The organism is Candidatus Enterovibrio altilux (genome assembly GCF_002381345.1).
In the GTDB taxonomy this organism is placed as follows: domain Bacteria; phylum Pseudomonadota; class Gammaproteobacteria; order Enterobacterales; family Vibrionaceae; genus Enterovibrio; species Enterovibrio altilux.
Genome location: NZ_CP020663.1, coordinates 65,472 through 83,714, shown reverse-complemented (window position 1 = coordinate 83,714; position 18,243 = coordinate 65,472). Strand labels below are relative to the sequence as shown.

The window sequence follows — 18,243 nt, the reverse complement described above, 5'->3', positions numbered from 1 at the left end:
ATGACGCATTTAAGTTAAAAACTGTATTAAGCCATGGGGTTAAAAAGTTTAATAGCCTACAATAAGGAAAAATTTTTATATAATACATTGGAGTGAATATGATTTTTGGGAAGCACACGGCAATTGCAGGTGCTGTGGCATTAGTCGTTATTTGGCCTTTAGCGTCAGGACAAATAAGTCAATCTATGTATGATCAAAAAATTAAACAATTCCAAACTCCATATGCAGTTCTTACCCGTGAATCTTATGATCGCGGCTATCTGTCGTCTGATATTGTAACGAAAATTTCCTTGATCGGAGCTGTCAAAAAACAGTTAGATGTATACGATATTCCAACGACATATGTTGTAAACAGTCACGTATCGCATGGTGTCTTAAGTATTAGTAGTGATTCAACATTAAAAATAACCCCTGAGTTAAAAGTCATAACTAATAAATTTTGGCCAAATGGTGAATCTCCACTTTTTGCGCATTTAGAAACGTCAATATTAGGTGATACACAGTACAATATGACCTTTACAGGTCTTAATGCGAAAGATGAAGAAATGATGGTAACCAGTGCGCCTCTTATTATTAATGGTGAAATGAATAAAAAACATATCATTACATTTGATATAAGCTGGCCATTTTTAAATGTTAACTCCCCATTGGGTGACAAGACTGTTGCTATTAATATTACAGGTACGGGTCGTGGTCGTCTTGTTGATGACATATGGGTTGGTTCTCAATCCATAAATGTTGAAGCTATAAATATTGATACACAAAGTAGTATATTAGTAAACATGAATAATTTGACGATGGAAGTGAAGAATATGCTTTATGCTTTGGGTGGTGGTAATGTAAAATTAGCTGCAGCAAATGATCTTCGATTTAACACTGAAAATAAGATCTCCATCGAAAAATTTAATATTCAAGATGTCATCACTTTGCATAATTGTAAGATAGTGGTAGGTTTTAATGCGTTCGCTTACAATGCAATGACAACATTAGCATTGATTGCGAATGTTATGCGTCATGAATTGACAGAACAAAATATGCTTCAGATGATAACCACATTAGATTCACTCGTTGCGAAAGGTTTGAGCATTAAATTAAATTCACTTGAAATTGGTACACTGGAAGGGCATATCAATGCGAATGCAGATTTGACTCTAGAATCAGGTCTTTCAAATGTATCTCAGAATATTAAAGCATTACCAAATAAAATTAAAGGTGATGTTAATATTAGTGTACCACTTGCTTATGTGGTAATTTTTCCTAAGATAAGAAATATGATTGACAGGCTTGAAAAATATGGTTTTGTTAGCCAAAAAGAAGGCATATTGACAGTGAACGCTAAAATTAAAGGTAACCAAATTGTTTCCTTAACGGGGCAAAATATACCTGTTGGCCTTCTGATAATCTTAATGATGTAAATTAGTCATCGTTTAAGTGTGCATGTATTGATTACATTAAACTTATTGTAGTATGCTTGTTTTCTGAGGTTATGATTTATGTTAAGTATTGTCTGTACCAGCGTAGAAAGGTAGTTCAAAACTATGAAATTGAACATTATAAAACTAACGATAGGCTTGTTTCCTAATTCGAATTTAGACAGCAAGTCCCAACATTATTCACTATTAGACGATTGCTTTCGTTGTTAGTATCTTAGTTCTACTAGCATTATTTAATGCTTTTATTATGATGTCAATGCCTCCAACTTGGACATTCCTGGGCATTTAAACTTAGTGTAATTTCACACTAAAAACGTTGTTTCTGTATATTCATGCTGGAAGATTAGTCAATATTTTTCACAAAAATAGTATTGGTACCCACTGAGGACAAGATGGTACTTTTAAACCGTTTTGTCTGCTAGTAAAAATAATATTTAACGTCGTAGTTATAATGATCACCATAGCAGAAATTGGTATTTTATACAACGAACAACCTATGAAATACATGACCAGCCAGCTAAACTTTTTTATTGAGTTACTATGAGTCACTAAAACCATGGTTGATAGTAATTGTTAACTGAATTACAGAATATCCAAACAACAACAATCATGAATTTACGAAAGTACACAGCCATTATTGTTTTCTGCATTAGTTTTATTTCTACAATTAAAAAAGGAGCAAAGCTCCCTTCTATATTTTGGATGATTGAAATGGCTGCACATTTAATGACTCGTAACATCCCAATTACACAGGTTTAGATTGACATTATGCGCCAGCTTCTGGCTGAATATTAGATACTTCAGCCGGTATCGTAGTGGTTTTTAATGCTTCTTTCATGCTCAGGCGAATACGACCTTGACGATCGATTTCCATAACCTTAACTTGAACTTCTTGACCTTGCTCAACGTAGTCAGATACTTTCTCAATACGTTTATCAGCAACTTGGGAAATGTGTACCAAACCTTCTTTAGTACCGATAATAGATACAAAGCAACCGAAGTCTACGACACGTGTAACTCTACCCGTGTAAATACGATTAACTTCAATTTCAGCCGTCAGTGCTTCGATACGTTCAATCGCATCACGAGCTTTATCACCATCAGTTGCAGCAATCTTCACTGTACCGTCATCTTCGATTTCAATGGTAGTTTCAGTTTCTTCAGTTAGAGCACGGATCACTGCGCCGCCTTTACCAATCACATCTTTGATTTTGTCAGGATGAATCATGATAGTATGGATGCGAGGTGCAAACTGAGAAATCTCTTCACGTGCAGAACTAATAGCCTGATCCATGATGCTAAGAATATGCAGACGAGCACCTTTAGCTTGGTTTAAAGCGACTTCCATGATGTCTTTCGTGATACCTTCAATCTTCATGTCCATCTGCAATGCAGTAATACCATCGTCTGTACCTGCTACTTTAAAATCCATATCACCTAGGTAATCTTCATCACCCAAAATATCAGAAAGAACGATAAAATTATTATCATCTTTTACAAGACCCATGGAGATGCCCGCAACAGATTTCTTTATTGGAACACCCGCATCCATCAACGCTAGCGATGTCCCACATACAGATGCCATAGAAGACGAACCGTTAGATTCAGTTATCTCAGAAACCACACGAATTGTGTACGGGAATTCGTTTTGTGAAGGCATAACTGCTTGAACGCCGCGCTTCGCCAGTTTGCCGTGGCCAATTTCGCGACGTTTAGGTGAACCAATAAAACCAGTTTCACCTACACAGTATGGAGGGAAATTGTAGTGCAGCACGAAGTTATCAATACGCTCACCAGTGATTGAATCAATGATCTGCGCATCACGCTTAGTACCTAAAGTAGCAGTAACTAATGCCTGAGTTTCACCGCGAGTAAACAGTGAAGAACCGTGGGTACGTGGCAAAACGCCAGTACGTACGTCAAGTGCCCGTACCATATCTTTTTCACGACCATCAATACGTGGCTTACCACCAAGAATACGGCTACGAACAATTTTTTTTTCAAGATAACCCAACATACTTTCAAGTTCACGAACATTCAGTGAATCATTTTCTTCGGTCAGTCGTTCAATAATCTTTTTCTTTATCTGGTTAATTTTTGCATGTCGAGCTATTTTTTCGGTGATTTGATACGCTTCAACTAATGGTACTTCAGCGAGCTTAGTAACACGAACTTGAAGCTCTACATTAACAACAGGTGCAACCCAATTCCATAAAGGTATGGCCACTTCAGCAGCGAACTCTTTGATTGCATTAATCGTGACTTGTTGTTGGTCATGACCAAACATGATAGCTTGTAATATTTGTTCTTCGCTCAAACGATCAGCTTCTGATTCAACCATTAGAACTGCACTACCAGTACCAGCAACAACCAGATCTAAACGACTGTTTTCTAATTCTGTGTTGCTTGGGTTCAGAACCCACTGACCGTTTATGAACCCAATGCGTGCAGCACCAATAGGGCCGTTAAAAGGCAGACCAGAAATAGCTAAAGCAGCAGAAGTTGCAAGCAAAGCTACGATGTCTGGATTAACATCTGGGTTTACAGAAACCACAGTGGCAACAACCTGAACTTCATTTTTAAAATCATCTGGAAAAAGTGGACGGATTGGACGGTCAATCAGACGTGATGTTAGTATTTCGCTTTCAGAAGGACGCCCTTCACGCTTGAAAAACCCACCAGGAATCCTACCTGCCGCATAAGTACGCTCTTGGTAGTTAATCGTCAACGGGAAGAAGTCTTGATCTTCAACAGTCTCTTTCTTACCTACAACACTTACGAATACTGAAGTATCGTCCATGCTTGCCATTACAGCCGCAGTTGCCTGACGAGCCATAACGCCAGTTTCTAGCGTAACAGTATGGTTTCCATACTGGAATGTTTTTACGATTGGATTCACTATAAACTCCTTATTTTATTGACGCATTCTGAGCACATATACTTTTTTTAACGGCTTCACTAATCGTGATTAATGACAATACTCTATTGCTACTTATCTATTTAGAAACAAAGATAATAATGAATAGTTACTCAATAGTAGCAACCTGAAGGTTAACTTAGTAGATTGCAAAGTCAATGAAAGTGCCAGTATTATATACCCAAATGGTCATGAGTTGCATGTTTAGGCACGAATAACTAGGGTTCACACTTAAGGCTAGGTGATACAAAGAAATAAAACGTATTCAAATAGCTTGACTTAATCAACCTAAAAATGCAGAATTTAGTGTTTAAAACTTATTATTTAGTCAGGTTATTAAAAAATTTATCAATAACTTCTTTAAAATAACCTTTACTATTTATTCATAATGTCTATATCTGCTCTATTAGATTGAGATTGGTAAGATAAAGAGGAAGGCAAGAATGCTCAATTTAAAAACAAATATTGTATTTTTAGTGAAGTCACTTCGATGATATTCTGCTCCATTAAAAATACGCAGCTTATAAATAAAAATTATTAATTTGCAAAAAACAGGCCATATTGTAATGGTTTATTGTATTATCTGAGTTGTTCAGAGTGTCTACAACTTTGCTAAAAATTAGGCCACCAATAAGATGAATACGACTACTATTTGCCGTTGTTTTGAAAGCTTAATCTTGCTCTTTACGTATCTATCCATGCATCGTTGCGACGAATAAAATTGTTTTATTTTGTAATATAAAATTTGTACGTATTATGACGTAGCTATGTTGTTGATTCTAGCTGCCGTATAGTGAACTCCAAACGGCTTGTAAACATAGGCAACCATTTAATAGGTATAGTGGTAAGTTAATACGTTAAGCTTAAGAAATTATGGATGTATTCCAACCTTAAAGGATAAAAAATACTGAGTTTATGCAGTCACACACATAGTCACTGTGAGTCTTATTATGCTACATTTTAAGTTTTTATCTTTGGTTATCAATTGAAAAAACGTTTATAACTTATGGCACGATTGTATATGATTAATGATCAAGCTTTTTTAAGGTTCATTCATATATATTGTTCTCATAGATTTGACAATTTAGACCTAGTGTACTAGCTAAAATAAATAATAAAAGGAGTCGTATAGACTCCTTTTGATATGCGGTACATAAAAGCCAAAGCTTTATTAGCGACGTAGACCAAGACGTTTGATCAACTCAAAGTAACGGTTAGCATTTTTACGCTTCAAATAATCCAGAAGCTTACGACGACGTGACACCATGCGTAACAAACCTCGGCGACTATGATGGTCACCTTTGTGCTCAGCGAAGTGGCCTTGCAGGTGGTTGATAGAGGCTGTTAGCAGCGCTATTTGAACTTCTGGAGAACCAGTGTCATGAGTTCCTTGTGCATAGTCAGCAACAATTGTTGCTTTAGTTTCTGCATTCAGAGACATAGTCTCTTCCTAAATATTAAAGGTTAAATTTATGTCAGCCAATCTCTGATTCAGCTGACACTCGAATAATTAATTGTACAGAGTTTACTCAATAAAGCAATCAATATAGCCCACACTAACATATTCTTACTATTAATAAATTTTGTTTTCAATAAATGCTTCGTGCTGATGAATTTTTACCAACCGACGCGGCGTAATCAAACCATTAGCATTAATTTCACCTACACCAATAAATGTACGCTGCTCACCAACAGTCATGCTTACTCGGCCTTTAGACGGAGCGTTTAACACTTGCACTGCTTGACCTTGTAATACATAACTCGCAGCTGCCGGAGATAAATTAATTTCTTGTAAAGCCTGCACCGCTGAATTAAGAGGTAAAAGAAGTGGATCGAGTAATTCATGTGGTTGGGTATGTTGCTCACGCGCTTGCTCAAGCAATTCTTTCAATTGTTCCAGAGTTACTATCATTTCTATCGGGTATGTTGAAACGCCAATACGACGTAATGCACTCACGTGTGCACCACAACCTAGCATTTTACCCAAATCATTCACGATGGCACGAATGTAAGTGCCTTTCGAACAGTACACTTCCATCTCAATACTATCACCTGCAAAATGCAATAAAGAAATTTCATATATCGTAATTTTACGTGCTTCACGAAAAATTTCAATGCCAGCACGGGCGTATTCATAAAGCGGCTTGCCTTCAAACTTCAATGCAGAGAACATTGGTGGCACTTGTATGGTTTCACCACGGAAGCCTGCAATACAACCTTCAATTTGTTCGAGGTTGACGTTAACGTCATGAGTTTCAATCACTTCACCATCAGAATCTAATGTATTTGTGCGTTCACCTAATTTCACCACTACGCGATAACGCTTGTCTGAATCCAATAAAAACTGAGAAAATTTAGTTGCTTCACCAAAGCATATAGGCAACATGCCAGTAGCTAATGGATCTAAAGCACCAGTGTGACCTGCTTTTTTTGCGAAAAAAATTCGTTTTACTTGCTGCACAGCATCATTAGAAGTAATACCTCTTGGTTTATCTAGCAGAATGATTCCATCAACCTGACGTCCGCTACGACGAAGACTACGACCCACTATTCCTCTTCTCTGTTAACATCTACACGATGTTTTTTGTCTAATGTAATGGCACGAGAAATAAGGCTAGAAATACGTATACCTTCGGTCAGCGACTGGTCAAAAACAAAGAGCACTTTAGGTATTATACGCAGATTAATCGCTTTACCAAGCAGAATACGTACGTACCAAGCTTGTTCATTTAGCACTGTTAAACCATCTTCAACGGTTTGACCGCCTATGGTAAAAAAGGTTACGTGTACTTTTGCATACGAAAGGTCACGTGAAACATCAACGCCAGATACTGTTACCATACCTATACGCGGGTCTTTAATTTCGCGTTGCAAGATCAAAGCAATTGCTTTTTGTACTTGCTGAGAAACGCGCTGGGTACGGCTAAATTCTTTTGCCATCACTTTTTTTCTCATATGGAATGGAGGCAAGGTCTAAGTGCCTTCCCCCCATGGTGTTGATAGACAACTTTTCAGAGATAACTATTATTTAATAGTGCGTTTAACTTCGATAATCTCAAACACTTCGATTTGATCACCTACGCTAACATCATTGTAGTTTTTAACTCCGATACCACATTCATAACCTTTCTCCACTTCATTTACATCATCTTTAAAACGGCGTAGTGACTCAAGCTCACCCTCATAGATAACAATATTATTGCGTAAAACGCGAATTGGATTGTTGCGTTTAATTGTACCTTCAGTCGCGATACAGCCAGCAATTGCACCAATTTTAGGCGATTTAAAGACTTCACGCACTTCAGCCAGACCCATAATGACTTGTTGGAATTCAGGAGCAAGCATACCACCCATCGCTTTTTTTACTTCGTCAATTAGATCGTAAATAACTGAATAATAACGTAAATCTAAATTTTCAACATCGATAATTTTACGTGCAGATGTATCTGCACGTACGTTGAAGCCGACTAAGATAGCGTTAGACGCAGCCGCGAGAACGGCATCAGTTTCAGTGATAGCACCAACCCCTGAACCAATGATTTTTACCTTCACTTCATCAGTAGATAATTTTATCAATGAGTCAGTAATCGCTTCAACAGAACCTTGCACATCAGCTTTAAGAACAATATTGAGTTCAGAGACTTCACCTTCGGTCATATTAGAAAATATATTTTCCAGTTTTGCTTTCTGCTGACGAGCCAGTTTAACGTCACGGAATTTACCTTGACGATATAACGCAACTTCACGTGCTTTACGCTCATCACGAACAACTGTTGCTTCATCTCCTGCTTGAGGAACACCGGATAGACCTAAGATTTCTACAGGAATAGCAGGACCAGCAATATCAACGTCTTGACCGTTTTCATCACGCATTGCTCGAACACGACCATACTCAAGGCCACAAAGAACAATGTCGCCTTTCTTCAAAGTACCTTCTTGAACAAGAACGGTAGCTACTGGGCCACGACCTTTGTCCAAGCGAGATTCGATAACGACACCGCTTGCCATGCCATCGCGAATTGCTTCGAGCTCAAGTACTTCTGATTGAAGAAGAATTGATTCTAAAAGACTGTCAATGTTTAAACCTTCCTTCGCTGAAACATGAACGAAGATATTTTCACCGCCCCACTCTTCAGGAATAACATTGTATTGAGCTAGTTCATTCTTAACTTGATCAAGATTAGCAGTTTCTTTATCGATCTTGTTTACGGCAACAATCAGTGGCACTTCTGCCGCTTTTGCATGCTGGATAGCTTCGATAGTTTGTGGCATTACGCCATCATCAGCTGCAACAACCAGAACAACGATATCAGTTGCTTTCGCACCACGAGCACGCATTGAAGTAAACGCTGCGTGTCCTGGAGTATCCAAAAAGGTAATCATGCCATTATCAGTTTCAACATGGTATGCGCCGATGTGTTGGGTAATACCTCCCGCTTCACCTGATGCTACGTGTGCTTTACGGATGTAATCTAGTAGAGATGTTTTACCGTGATCAACGTGACCCATGATAGTAACAACGGGTGCACGTGGTTCACGGATTGCAGTGTCATCACGATCAGATAGAATAGCTTCTTCTAGCTCATTCTCTTTGCGGAGAACAACCTTGTGACCCATTTCTTCAGCAACTAGTGCTGCCGTTTCCTGATCAATAACCTGATTAATGGTAGTCATAGCACCCATCTTCATCATTGCTTTAATCACTTCTGTCGCTTTAACTGCCATTTTATTAGCCAGTTCGGCAACAGTAACGGTTTCACCTATTACTACATTACGGTTAACTTTTTGTGCTGGTTTTTGGAAACCATGCTGCATAGTGGTTAGTTTAGCTAAACGGCCTTTACCTTTGGTTCGACCACGGCGGTTGCGACTTGAGTCATCTTTATCTTGTGCAGATTTTCTTTTCTTACGACGGCGAGGTGTAGCTTCTTGGCGACGATCCGCCTCATCTTCTGCTTCACGTGCGTGTGTTGAGGTTGTAATGTGATGATCTGCTGTTTCCATTACGTTTGGTACTGCGTCTTGTTGACTCCAACGCTCTGCATTTAATTCTGCCATTTTGCGTGCCTCTTCTAGCTGGCGCTGGCTTTTTTCTTCAGCTTTACGCTTGGCTTCTTCTTCCTGGCGGCGCTTGAGTTCATCAGCTTCATTCTTGGTTTGCATTTCTGCAGTTACACGAACGGTTTTTTCTTTTGCTGTTTCTTGTGATAATGGCTCTTTCTTCGTCGTAATACATATTTGTTCTTCTGTGTTACGATTGGATGTCTTTCTTGCCTCACGTTTTGTTTGTTCTTGAGCTTTGCGCTTTGTTATTTTTTCAACTTCACGCCGTGCAGCCTCTTTAATCACACGTTGTTCTTCTAGTTCACTGCGTTTCACGTAAGTACGTTTTTTACGCACTTCTACCTGCACATCCTTACTTTTTCCACCGGTACCAGAAACACTCAAAGTGCTACGCTTTTTGCGCTGTAACGTCAGCCGGATTGGAGCACTACCATCATTACCATGCTCTCGCTTTAGGTGTGACAGCAAGGTTTGTTTCTCATTCTGGCTTACACTGTCGTCTGTCGATTTTTGAATGCCTGCATCTTGAAATTGCTTCAGCAAACGTTCTACTGACGTATCGATTTCGTTCGCCAGTGCTTTAACTGTAACCTCTGACATTCTGCTCCTCCTTTGCTGCATTCAAGCTTCGTTGCTGAACCAGCATATATTGCGCGCGGCCATAATCAGCTCACCCGCTTTCACTTCATTCATTCCCTCGATATCCAGAAGATCATCTATCCCTTGATCAGCTAGAGCTTCCAAGGTACAGATGCCTTTTGCTGCAAGTCGGAACGCAAAATCTCGTTCCAGACAATTCAAACCTAGTAAGTTTTCAGCAGGCTCAATCCCATCAAAAATTTCTTCTTTTGCCAGCGCAATAGTCGTCAACGCTTCTTTCGCGCGGCCTCGCAATTTTTTTGCTGTATCTTCATTAAGGCCATGAACATCAAGAAGCTCAGCAGCAGGTACGTATGCCACTTCTTCTAGTGTGGTGAAGCCTTCTTCAACCAATAGAGTGGCAAATTTTTCGTCAATACCAAGATACTTACTGAATAATTCAATAGATCTGCCTGCCTCTTCTTGGTATTTTTTTTGAAGATCTTGAACAGTCATGACGTTTAGTATCCAGCCTGTTAACTGAGATGCCAAGCGAACGTTTTGACCGTTACGGCCTATTGCTTGTGCTAAGTTATCAACTTCCACCGCGATATCCATTGTATGAGTATCTTCGTCAACAATAATAGATGCTACATCTGCAGGTGCCATAGCGTTGATAACGAACTGAGCTGGATTATCATCCCAAAGAATGATGTCAATGCGTTCTCCACCTAGTTCTCCAGAAACAGCTTGAACACGAGCACCACGCATGCCAACACACGCACCAATAGGATCAATACGTTTATCATTAGTTTTAACAGCAATTTTTGCACGAGAACCAGGATCACGTGCAGCACCCATTACTTCAATGATTTCTTCGCCAATTTCTGGCACTTCAATGCGGAATAATTCGATCAGCATTTCAGACTTAGAACGAGTCATGAATAACTGGAAACCACGTGCTTCAGGGCGCACAGCATATAGCAAGCCACGCACACGATCACCTGGGCGTAGGTTCTCGCGTGGTAATTGGTCGTCACGTTGGATTGCCGCTTCCGCATTACTGCCTAAATCAACAATAACCACTTCACGACTGACTTTCTTAACGACACCAGTGATCAACTCCCCTTCATTATCCATGAATTGATCAACCACTTGTATGCGCTCAGCTTCGCGGATTTTTTGTACTATAACCTGTTTTGCGGTTTGTGTAGTAATCCGGTCAAATAATACGGACTCAATATCATCTTCTATATAGCTGCCAATTTCCATCGTTTCGTCTTCAAACTGCGCAGCATCAAGCGTGATTTCACGCATTGGTTGAGTAACTTCTAGAACCACTTCCCACCGACGGAAGGTAGCTATTTCGCCTGTTTTACGATCGATGGCTACGCGCACTTCAATTTCAGTTGCGTATTTTTTTTTTGTAGCTGTCGCCAGAGCAATTTCCAACGCTTCAAAAATACGCTCACGTGGTACTGCTTTTTCGTTGGATACCGCTTCTACAACAGACAAGATTTCTTTATTCATGAATTAATGCCTCATTTAAATTTAAAATGAAGGAACCAAGTTAGCCTTGGCTATATTGCTCAGGGCAAACGCTTCTTCGTTACCATCTACATTGATGGTAACGGTCTCACCGTCAACAGAAATAATCAGCCCTGTCCATTTACGGCGGTTTTGAATGGCTATTTTTAGCACAATATTGATTTTATTATCGATAAATCGCTGATAATCAACTGCTTTAAATAACGGTCTGTCCAACCCGGGTGAAGAAACTTCAAGATTATAAGCTATTGTGATGGGATCTTTGATATCCATCACCGCACTGACTTGTCGGCTCACTTCAGTACAGTCTTCTACTGTGATGCCATTCTTATGATCAATAAATACTCGTAGGGTTGAATGTTGTCCTGCACGAACAAATTCGAGCCCAACAAGCTCATAGTTTAATTTTTCAACTGGCGCTTCAAACAATGCCAGAAGCTGTTTTTCTAGTCCGGTCATACAAACCCCAGAAATAAAAAAAGGGCCTAAAGCCCAGTTATCCATCCAAAATAGTCATCTTTAGATAACAAAAAACCCCGAATTACGGGGGTTTAATACAGCTGAACCCTAATGTCATGCTTCTCCATGATTAGCAACTATTTTGGTCTCACTACAAAGTCACCAATAAAGTAGTTGTGGTGTCTGAGCTTACAATGATTAAGCTGTTCTACCTAGTATCCGAGCATTTAATATTATATCTTTGTCTTACATTTTTTTTCAAGTACCGTGGACTTTAACTACGAATTTTATATTGGTACCGAGAGCGGGACTTGAACCCGCATACCTATATAGGCACTACCCCCTCAAGATAGCGTGTCTACCAATTTCACCACCTCGGTAAATTTTTTTGAAGATTATATTACTGAGGAATGTCACTCACTGGAGTTACTAGTTCACTTTGAAGTACATTTAAGTTTTTGTATTCACTGCTGACTTGAGCATTCTTAGTACTCATATTACCGAGTATTAAGCTCAGAACAAAAAAAATCACTGCAAAAGTTGCAGTCATACGAGTCAAAAAATTTCCAGAACCTCCAGAACCAAATACTGTATTTGCAGCTCCAGCCCCAAACGAAGCTCCTATATCTGCGCCTTTGCCTTGTTGAATAAGAACCATACCAATTACACCAAGTGCTGCTAACAGATAAATCACAAGTAAAATTTCGTACATGGGTTCACCTATATTACTAATTATTGAGCTAACTAGTCATATAAATATACTAGTATAGTGTTCATGATTAGTACCCTAAGAATACTAACGAATGCCAGCCAGTTAAACAAAAAAGCATACTAAAATTAGCTTTTTTCATCCCGTTTGCACATCTTATGACCAAACGCATAAACTATTCTCTCACGTTTGAATTAAATCAGCAATTTGCTTTTACTGCATTTGCGATTTCAAGTGCATACATTTTAACTTCATCAGCATCTTCGCCTTCAACCATAACGCGAATTAGTGGTTCTGTGCCTGACTTACGCAAAAGAACACGACCAGTGTTACTTAATTTGGCTTCAACAGCAGCGATAGCTGATATCACTGCATCTGATTTTAAGGGATTATTTTCACCACTAAATTTTACATTTTCAAGGACTTGAGGAAACATATTCATTCCGTTACAGAGCTCCTGCAAACTCAACCCTGTACCAACCATGCTCGCCAATACTTGCAGTGCAGCAACAATAGCATCACCTGTTGTTACCTTATCCAGCAAGATAATATGACCTGAGTTTTCAGCACCAATTTTCCAATTATGTTGGACTAATTTTTCCATTACATAACGGTCACCTACTTTTGCTCTAGTGAATGGAATACTCAGTTTTTTCAATGCTACTTCCATTCCCATGTTGGTCATCAAAGTACCAACAACGCCACCTTTTAATTCACCTCGACGAAGTGATTCACGAGCGATAATGTAAGCAATTTGGTCACCATCTACTTTGTTACCTACATGATCAACCATGATAATCCGGTCACCATCACCATCAAATGCAATACCAAGTCTTGCTTCTTCATCAATCACACGTTTTTGAAGTGATCTGACGTCTGTTGCTCCAACTGCGTCATTAATATTTATACCGTTAGGCTTAACACCCATGGCAATAATATCCGCACCTAGTTCTGAAAAAACCAAAGGTGCAATATGATAAGTAGCACCGTGTGCACAGTCAATAACGATTTTTAAATATTTAAGGCTCATTTTTGAAGGGAAGGTGCCTTTACAGAATTCTATATAGCGTCCTGCAGCATCTACAATGCGTTTGGCCTTGCCTAAATGAGCTGAATCAACACACGTTAGTGGTTTTTCAAGTTCAGCTTCAATAGCCAATTCTATGTGATCGGGTAATTTGGTTCCTTCTGAAGAAAAGAATTTAATGCCATTATCATAATAAGGATTATGTGATGCAGAAATGACAATGCCAGCTTCGGCACGAAATGTTTGCGTTAAATAGGCAATCGCAGGTGTTGGCATTGGTCCCGTAAACGCGGCTTGAAGACCCGCTGCAGATAATCCCGCTTCTAATGCAGATTCTAACATATAGCCAGAAATACGCGTATCTTTGCCAATCAGAACTTTTTTTGTTCCTTGTTGACTAAGTACACGACCAGCAGCCCAACCAAGTTTAAGAATAAAATCTGGTGTGATAGGGAATTGCCCGACTTTACCCCTGACACCGTCTGTACCAAAGAACTTACGTTCTGTCATTTTATTTTCCAAGTGAATTTGCTGCTTCGCATATGCTATTCACCACACGTACTACGTTGACAGTTTCTTTCACATCGTGAGTCCTTATTATCTGGGCACCTTTTAAGGCAGCAATAGTAGCGCAAGTTAAACTTCCACCTAAAATATCTGTAGGTTCTTTATCTAATAAATTAAAAATCATAGATTTACGTGACATACCAACAAGCACGGGTAATCCATAACAATGAAAATTTTCCAATTTTGCAAGTAACTGATAATTATGCATGAGTGTTTTCCCAAATCCAAAACCAGGATCTAGTAGTAATTTACTTCTTTCTATTCCCATTTTTTTGCATATTTCGATTCTTTGTTCAAAAAAAGCATGAATATCTTCAAAAAGATCATTATAGTTTGGATCTAGTTGCATTGAACTAGGTTGTCCTTGCATGTGCATAATACAGATAGGCACATCAGCTACCATAGCAGCTTCCAGCGCGTTAAGATCTTGAAGGGCACGAACATCATTAATTAAATTAGCACCCGCATTGACTGCTTCCGTCATCACTGTAGCCTTACTGGTATCTATAGATATCCAGCAGTCGAATCGCGCACGAATGGCTTCAATGGAAGGAAGAACACGCGCTAGTTCTTCATCCAATGAAATATTTTTTGCAGCAGGGCGCGTCGATTGTCCACCAATATCAAGAATAGAAGCACCTGAAAGGATCATTTTTTCTGCATGCAATAAAGCACGATCGAGACGTTCAAATTTACCACCATCAAAAAAAGAATCAGGCGTGATATTCAAAATTCCCATTACTTTTGGAGAGCTGAGATCTAACGTTAATTTTTTACTGGTCAATATCATCACTGGACTTTATTCAAGGAGATAATTAAATTGTATAAAAAAATTTTTTAAGTAAGGGCTAAGTTTAGTATCGATAAAAATAGTTACGCTTCTGATTGATTATCTTGGTCAAGAGGCTTGGAATCTGAATCAGTTGTAGCATTAACCTCCGTTTCTGCGTCAGGTTTTTTCGGTGTTTTACTAACATTATCTGAATCTGCACCCCAACCTGCAGGCTCTCGTACTAAACGTCGCTCCATCAAATCATTGATTTGTTCAGCATCTATAGTTTCATATTTTATTAGTGCATCTTTCATTGCATGCATAATATCCATATTTTCTTCGATGAGTTTACGTGCACGTACATAGTTCCGGTCAATTAGCTCACGAATTTCACTATCAATAATGCGTGCCGTTTCATCTGAAACATGCTTAGATTTCGCAACAGAACGACCAAGGAATACCTCCCCTTCGTCATCTGCATAAAGCAGTGGACCCAACTTTTCAGAAAATCCCCATTGCGTCACCATTTTACGAGCGATATCCGTAGCACGTTCGATATCATTTGATGCACCCGTAGAAACGTTATCGAAACCATAAATGATCTCTTCAGCTAAGCGGCCACCATACAAGCTTGATATCATCGACTCTAAGTGCAACCGTGACATACGAATGCGATCTTGTTCAGGCAGATACATGGTAACACCTAATGAACGCCCACGTGGAATAATCGACACTTTATAGACAGGATCGTGCTCTGGCACGAGTCGACCCACTACAGCATGACCGGCTTCATGATAAGCAGTCGATTCTTTGGTCTCTTCTGTAAGCACCATTGATTTACGTTCTGCACCCATCATGATTTTATCTTTAGCTAGTTCAAATTCAGCCATAGACACAACTCGTTTATTACCACGAGCAGCAAATAGCGCAGCTTCGTTTACCAAATTTGCTAAGTCAGCACCGGAAAAACCTGGTGTACCACGAGCAATGAGTGATGCTTCAATATCATCACTTAGTGGTACTTTACGCATGTGTACTTTGAGAATCTGTTCACGACCACGGACATCTGGCAGGCCAACAACAACTTGGCGGTCAAAACGACCAGGCCGTAGTAATGCTGGGTCTAGCACATCTGGGCGGTTTGTTGCAGCAATAACGATAATCCCTTCGTTACCTTCGAAACCATCCATCTCGACCAGCATCTGGTTTAGCGTTTGTTCACGTTCGTCATGACCACCACCTAAACCTGCACCACGTTGACGTCCTACGGCGTCAATTTCATCAATGAAAATAATGCAAGGGGATGTTTTCTTTGCTTGTTCAAACATATCGCGGACGCGAGAAGCACCTACACCAACAAACATTTCGACAAAATCAGAACCTGAAATAGTAAAGAACGGCACTTTAGCTTCGCCAGCAATCGCTTTGGCTAATAATGTTTTACCAGTACCTGGAGGACCAACCATTAAAATACCTGTTGGGATTTTACCACCGAGTTTCTGAAAACGGCTAGGATCACGCAAGTAATCTACCAGTTCTTTTACTTCCTCTTTTGCTTCGTCGCAACCAGCGATGTCAGCAAATGTTGTTTTAATTTGCTCTTCGCTTATCATGCGTGCTTTCGATTTACCGAAAGACATTGCACCTTTTCCACCACCACCCTGCATTTGACGCATGAAGAATATCCACACACCAATAAGGAGCAACATTGGGAACCAAGAAATAAATATAGCTGCAAGCATGCTCTCTTCTTCAGGAAGCGCACCATGCACTCTTACGTTATGATTAATTAAGTCATCCAACAGCTTAGGATCTTGCTGTACAGGCATGTAAGAAACATAACTTGTACCATCACGACGCTGCACTTTCAGCTCACGCTTATTGAATTGCACATCCTGTAGTTTATCCTGTCCGATATCCTGGATAAATGTTGTGTAGTCGACTTGACGGCTAGCATTATCTCCTGTTCCAAAACTTTGGAATACTGACATCAGCACAACAGCGATGACCAGCCATAAAATCAAGTTTTTTGCCATGTCACTCAAGGTGTTAGCTCCGCAAAAACTATAATGGTAGTGGTAGAGTACTACAAAGTATAACCTGTAGCCACAATGTAGACTTCGCGTGACCGTGCACGAGAAGCCTTGGGTTTACGAATTTTAGCTGCTTTAAACATTTGACGCACTTCAGTCAAATACTGCTCAAAACCTTTCCCTTGGAAGACTTTAACAATAAATCCGCCATTTGGTGTTAATACTTCTCGACACATTTTCATAGCAAGTTCAGCTAAGTACATAGCGTTTGGTTGATCAGATGCCAAGTTACCGCTCATGTTTGGTGCCATGTCGGACATAACCACATCTACCATATCCGGTTGAATGTAATCCAACAAAGCATTTAAAACTGCTGTTTCTCTCAAATCCCCTTGCAAGAAGCTAACGCCTGGCAATGAGTCCATAGGGAGAATATCACACGCAATAACCTCACCGCTGCTACCCACTTCTGCGGCAGCATATTGTGACCAGCCGCCAGGAACTGCCCCCAAATCAATGACGGTTAACCCAGACTTAAATAATTTATCTTTACCTTGGATTTCATCTAATTTAAAAATAGCACGAGAACGAAAACCTTTTTTTTGAGCTTTTTGAACATACTTATCATTCAAATTTTCTTTCAACCAGCGCCCAGAACTAGCTGAATGTTTTTTTTTGCTCATATTTTACCTAACCCACATTATTACCTTGATTTGATAATGAACTATTAAGTTAAATTTTATTCAATTTGCATAGAGATGACGGTAGAATGCCACGTTTTCAATCCTTATAAAACAATAAATCGAGTCAACATGAATCTAAGCATAAAACAGAAGAAGCATCTAAAAGAGCTGGCTCACGTACTTAAACCTGTCGTTTTGATGGGAGCTAATGGCCTGACAGAAGCTGTGCTTGCTGAGATTGAAATAGCTCTCGACCATCACGAACTGATCAAAGTAAAAGTAATTTCAAAAAATCGCAATACTAAAAACTTGATTGTAGCTGCAATCATTCGTGAAACTAAAGGAAATAAAGTACAGAACATTGGTAAAATACTTGTATTATATCGCCAAAGTACTGAACGTAAAATTGAAGTTTCACGTAGGTAAAAAAGGCCGCTTAGCGGCCTTTTTTA

Annotated in this window: 14 protein-coding genes and 1 tRNA gene; 2 read left to right on the top strand and 13 right to left on the bottom strand. The window is 39.4% G+C overall.

All coding sequences use genetic code 11. From position 1 onward, the window contains the following. Positions 1 to 98 precede the first annotated feature (98 nt). Entirely contained in the window at positions 99 to 1,415 is a 1,317-nt protein-coding gene (locus tag BTN50_RS08010) for a DUF945 family protein (RefSeq protein WP_096619744.1), read from the top strand. Between the two features lie 784 nt (positions 1,416 to 2,199). On the opposite strand, the gene pnp is transcribed toward BTN50_RS08010, so the two are convergent. The 13 genes from pnp to rlmE all read right to left on the bottom strand — a co-directional run bounded on the left by pnp (position 2,200) and on the right by rlmE (position 17,791). Further along, positions 2,200 to 4,332: a polyribonucleotide nucleotidyltransferase gene (gene pnp / locus BTN50_RS08005; RefSeq protein ID WP_096619743.1), complete on the bottom strand. Its 2,133-nt coding sequence runs from the start codon at positions 4,330 to 4,332 to the stop codon at positions 2,200 to 2,202. A 1,189-nt stretch (positions 4,333 to 5,521) separates the two neighbouring features. After that, the gene (rpsO, locus tag BTN50_RS08000) at positions 5,522 to 5,791 is read right to left on the bottom strand and encodes a 30S ribosomal protein S15 (RefSeq protein ID WP_096619742.1); all 270 of its coding nucleotides are present in this window, start codon (positions 5,789 to 5,791) and stop codon (positions 5,522 to 5,524) included. 132 nt (positions 5,792 to 5,923) lie between these two features. Beyond that, a complete protein-coding gene (gene truB / locus BTN50_RS07995; RefSeq protein ID WP_096619741.1) occupies positions 5,924 to 6,898 on the bottom strand; it encodes a tRNA pseudouridine(55) synthase TruB in 975 nt (324 codons plus the stop codon). Then, entirely contained in the window at positions 6,898 to 7,290 is a 393-nt protein-coding gene (rbfA, locus tag BTN50_RS07990; RefSeq protein WP_096619740.1) for a 30S ribosome-binding factor RbfA, read from the bottom strand. Before rbfA ends, truB begins: the two co-directional genes overlap by 1 nt. Positions 7,291 to 7,374: 84 nt before the next feature. Further along, the gene (gene infB / locus BTN50_RS07985) at positions 7,375 to 10,014 is read right to left on the bottom strand and encodes a translation initiation factor IF-2 (RefSeq protein WP_096619739.1); all 2,640 of its coding nucleotides are present in this window, start codon (positions 10,012 to 10,014) and stop codon (positions 7,375 to 7,377) included. A gap of 21 nt (positions 10,015 to 10,035) precedes the next feature. Then, a complete protein-coding gene (nusA, locus tag BTN50_RS07980; protein WP_096619738.1) occupies positions 10,036 to 11,523 on the bottom strand; it encodes a transcription termination factor NusA in 1,488 nt (495 codons plus the stop codon). Positions 11,524 to 11,544: 21 nt separating this feature from the next. After that, entirely contained in the window at positions 11,545 to 12,000 is a 456-nt protein-coding gene (gene rimP, locus BTN50_RS07975) for a ribosome maturation factor RimP (RefSeq protein WP_096620004.1), read from the bottom strand. A 293-nt stretch (positions 12,001 to 12,293) separates the two neighbouring features. Continuing rightward, positions 12,294 to 12,380, bottom strand: a tRNA-Leu gene (locus tag BTN50_RS07970). 20 nt (positions 12,381 to 12,400) lie between these two features. Next, on the bottom strand, positions 12,401 to 12,712 hold the full coding sequence (gene secG, locus BTN50_RS07965; RefSeq protein ID WP_096619737.1) for a preprotein translocase subunit SecG: 312 nt from the start codon (positions 12,710 to 12,712) through the stop codon (positions 12,401 to 12,403). Positions 12,713 to 12,908: 196 nt separating this feature from the next. Further along, the gene (glmM, locus tag BTN50_RS07960; RefSeq protein ID WP_096619736.1) at positions 12,909 to 14,246 is read right to left on the bottom strand and encodes a phosphoglucosamine mutase; all 1,338 of its coding nucleotides are present in this window, start codon (positions 14,244 to 14,246) and stop codon (positions 12,909 to 12,911) included. A 1-nt stretch (position 14,247) separates the two neighbouring features. Continuing rightward, the gene (folP, locus tag BTN50_RS07955) at positions 14,248 to 15,093 is read right to left on the bottom strand and encodes a dihydropteroate synthase (RefSeq protein WP_150137371.1); all 846 of its coding nucleotides are present in this window, start codon (positions 15,091 to 15,093) and stop codon (positions 14,248 to 14,250) included. 83 nt (positions 15,094 to 15,176) lie between these two features. Then, complete coding sequence (gene ftsH, locus BTN50_RS07950; RefSeq protein ID WP_096619735.1) at positions 15,177 to 17,111, bottom strand: ATP-dependent zinc metalloprotease FtsH; 1,935 nt, start codon at positions 17,109 to 17,111, stop codon at positions 15,177 to 15,179. Between the two features lie 50 nt (positions 17,112 to 17,161). Then, positions 17,162 to 17,791 (bottom strand): 23S rRNA (uridine(2552)-2'-O)-methyltransferase RlmE, encoded by a 630-nt coding sequence (rlmE, locus tag BTN50_RS07945; RefSeq protein WP_096619734.1) that lies wholly within the window; start codon positions 17,789 to 17,791, stop codon positions 17,162 to 17,164. A gap of 129 nt (positions 17,792 to 17,920) precedes the next feature. Between rlmE and yhbY the strand changes: the two genes are divergently transcribed. Next, complete coding sequence (gene yhbY, locus BTN50_RS07940) at positions 17,921 to 18,217, top strand: ribosome assembly RNA-binding protein YhbY (RefSeq protein ID WP_096619733.1); 297 nt, start codon at positions 17,921 to 17,923, stop codon at positions 18,215 to 18,217. Positions 18,218 to 18,243: the final 26 nt, after the last annotated feature.

Excerpts from the sequence above, each read along its gene's own strand:
- BTN50_RS08010 (WP_096619744.1), top strand. The coding sequence starts at position 99 with ATGATTTTTGGGAAGCACACGGCAATTGCAGGTGCTGTGGCATTAGTC.
- rpsO (WP_096619742.1), bottom strand. The coding sequence starts at position 5,791 with ATGTCTCTGAATGCAGAAACTAAAGCAACAATTGTTGCTGACTATGCA.
- rbfA (WP_096619740.1), bottom strand. The coding sequence starts at position 7,290 with ATGGCAAAAGAATTTAGCCGTACCCAGCGCGTTTCTCAGCAAGTACAA.
- infB (WP_096619739.1), bottom strand. The coding sequence starts at position 10,014 with ATGTCAGAGGTTACAGTTAAAGCACTGGCGAACGAAATCGATACGTCA.
- nusA (WP_096619738.1), bottom strand. The coding sequence starts at position 11,523 with ATGAATAAAGAAATCTTGTCTGTTGTAGAAGCGGTATCCAACGAAAAA.
- rimP (WP_096620004.1), bottom strand. The coding sequence starts at position 12,000 with ATGACCGGACTAGAAAAACAGCTTCTGGCATTGTTTGAAGCGCCAGTT.
- secG (WP_096619737.1), bottom strand. The coding sequence starts at position 12,712 with ATGTACGAAATTTTACTTGTGATTTATCTGTTAGCAGCACTTGGTGTA.
- glmM (WP_096619736.1), bottom strand. The coding sequence starts at position 14,246 with ATGACAGAACGTAAGTTCTTTGGTACAGACGGTGTCAGGGGTAAAGTC.
- folP (WP_150137371.1), bottom strand. The coding sequence starts at position 15,093 with ATGATATTGACCAGTAAAAAATTAACGTTAGATCTCAGCTCTCCAAAA.
- ftsH (WP_096619735.1), bottom strand. The coding sequence starts at position 17,111 with ATGGCAAAAAACTTGATTTTATGGCTGGTCATCGCTGTTGTGCTGATG.
- rlmE (WP_096619734.1), bottom strand. The coding sequence starts at position 17,791 with ATGAGCAAAAAAAAACATTCAGCTAGTTCTGGGCGCTGGTTGAAAGAA.
- yhbY (WP_096619733.1), top strand. The coding sequence starts at position 17,921 with ATGAATCTAAGCATAAAACAGAAGAAGCATCTAAAAGAGCTGGCTCAC.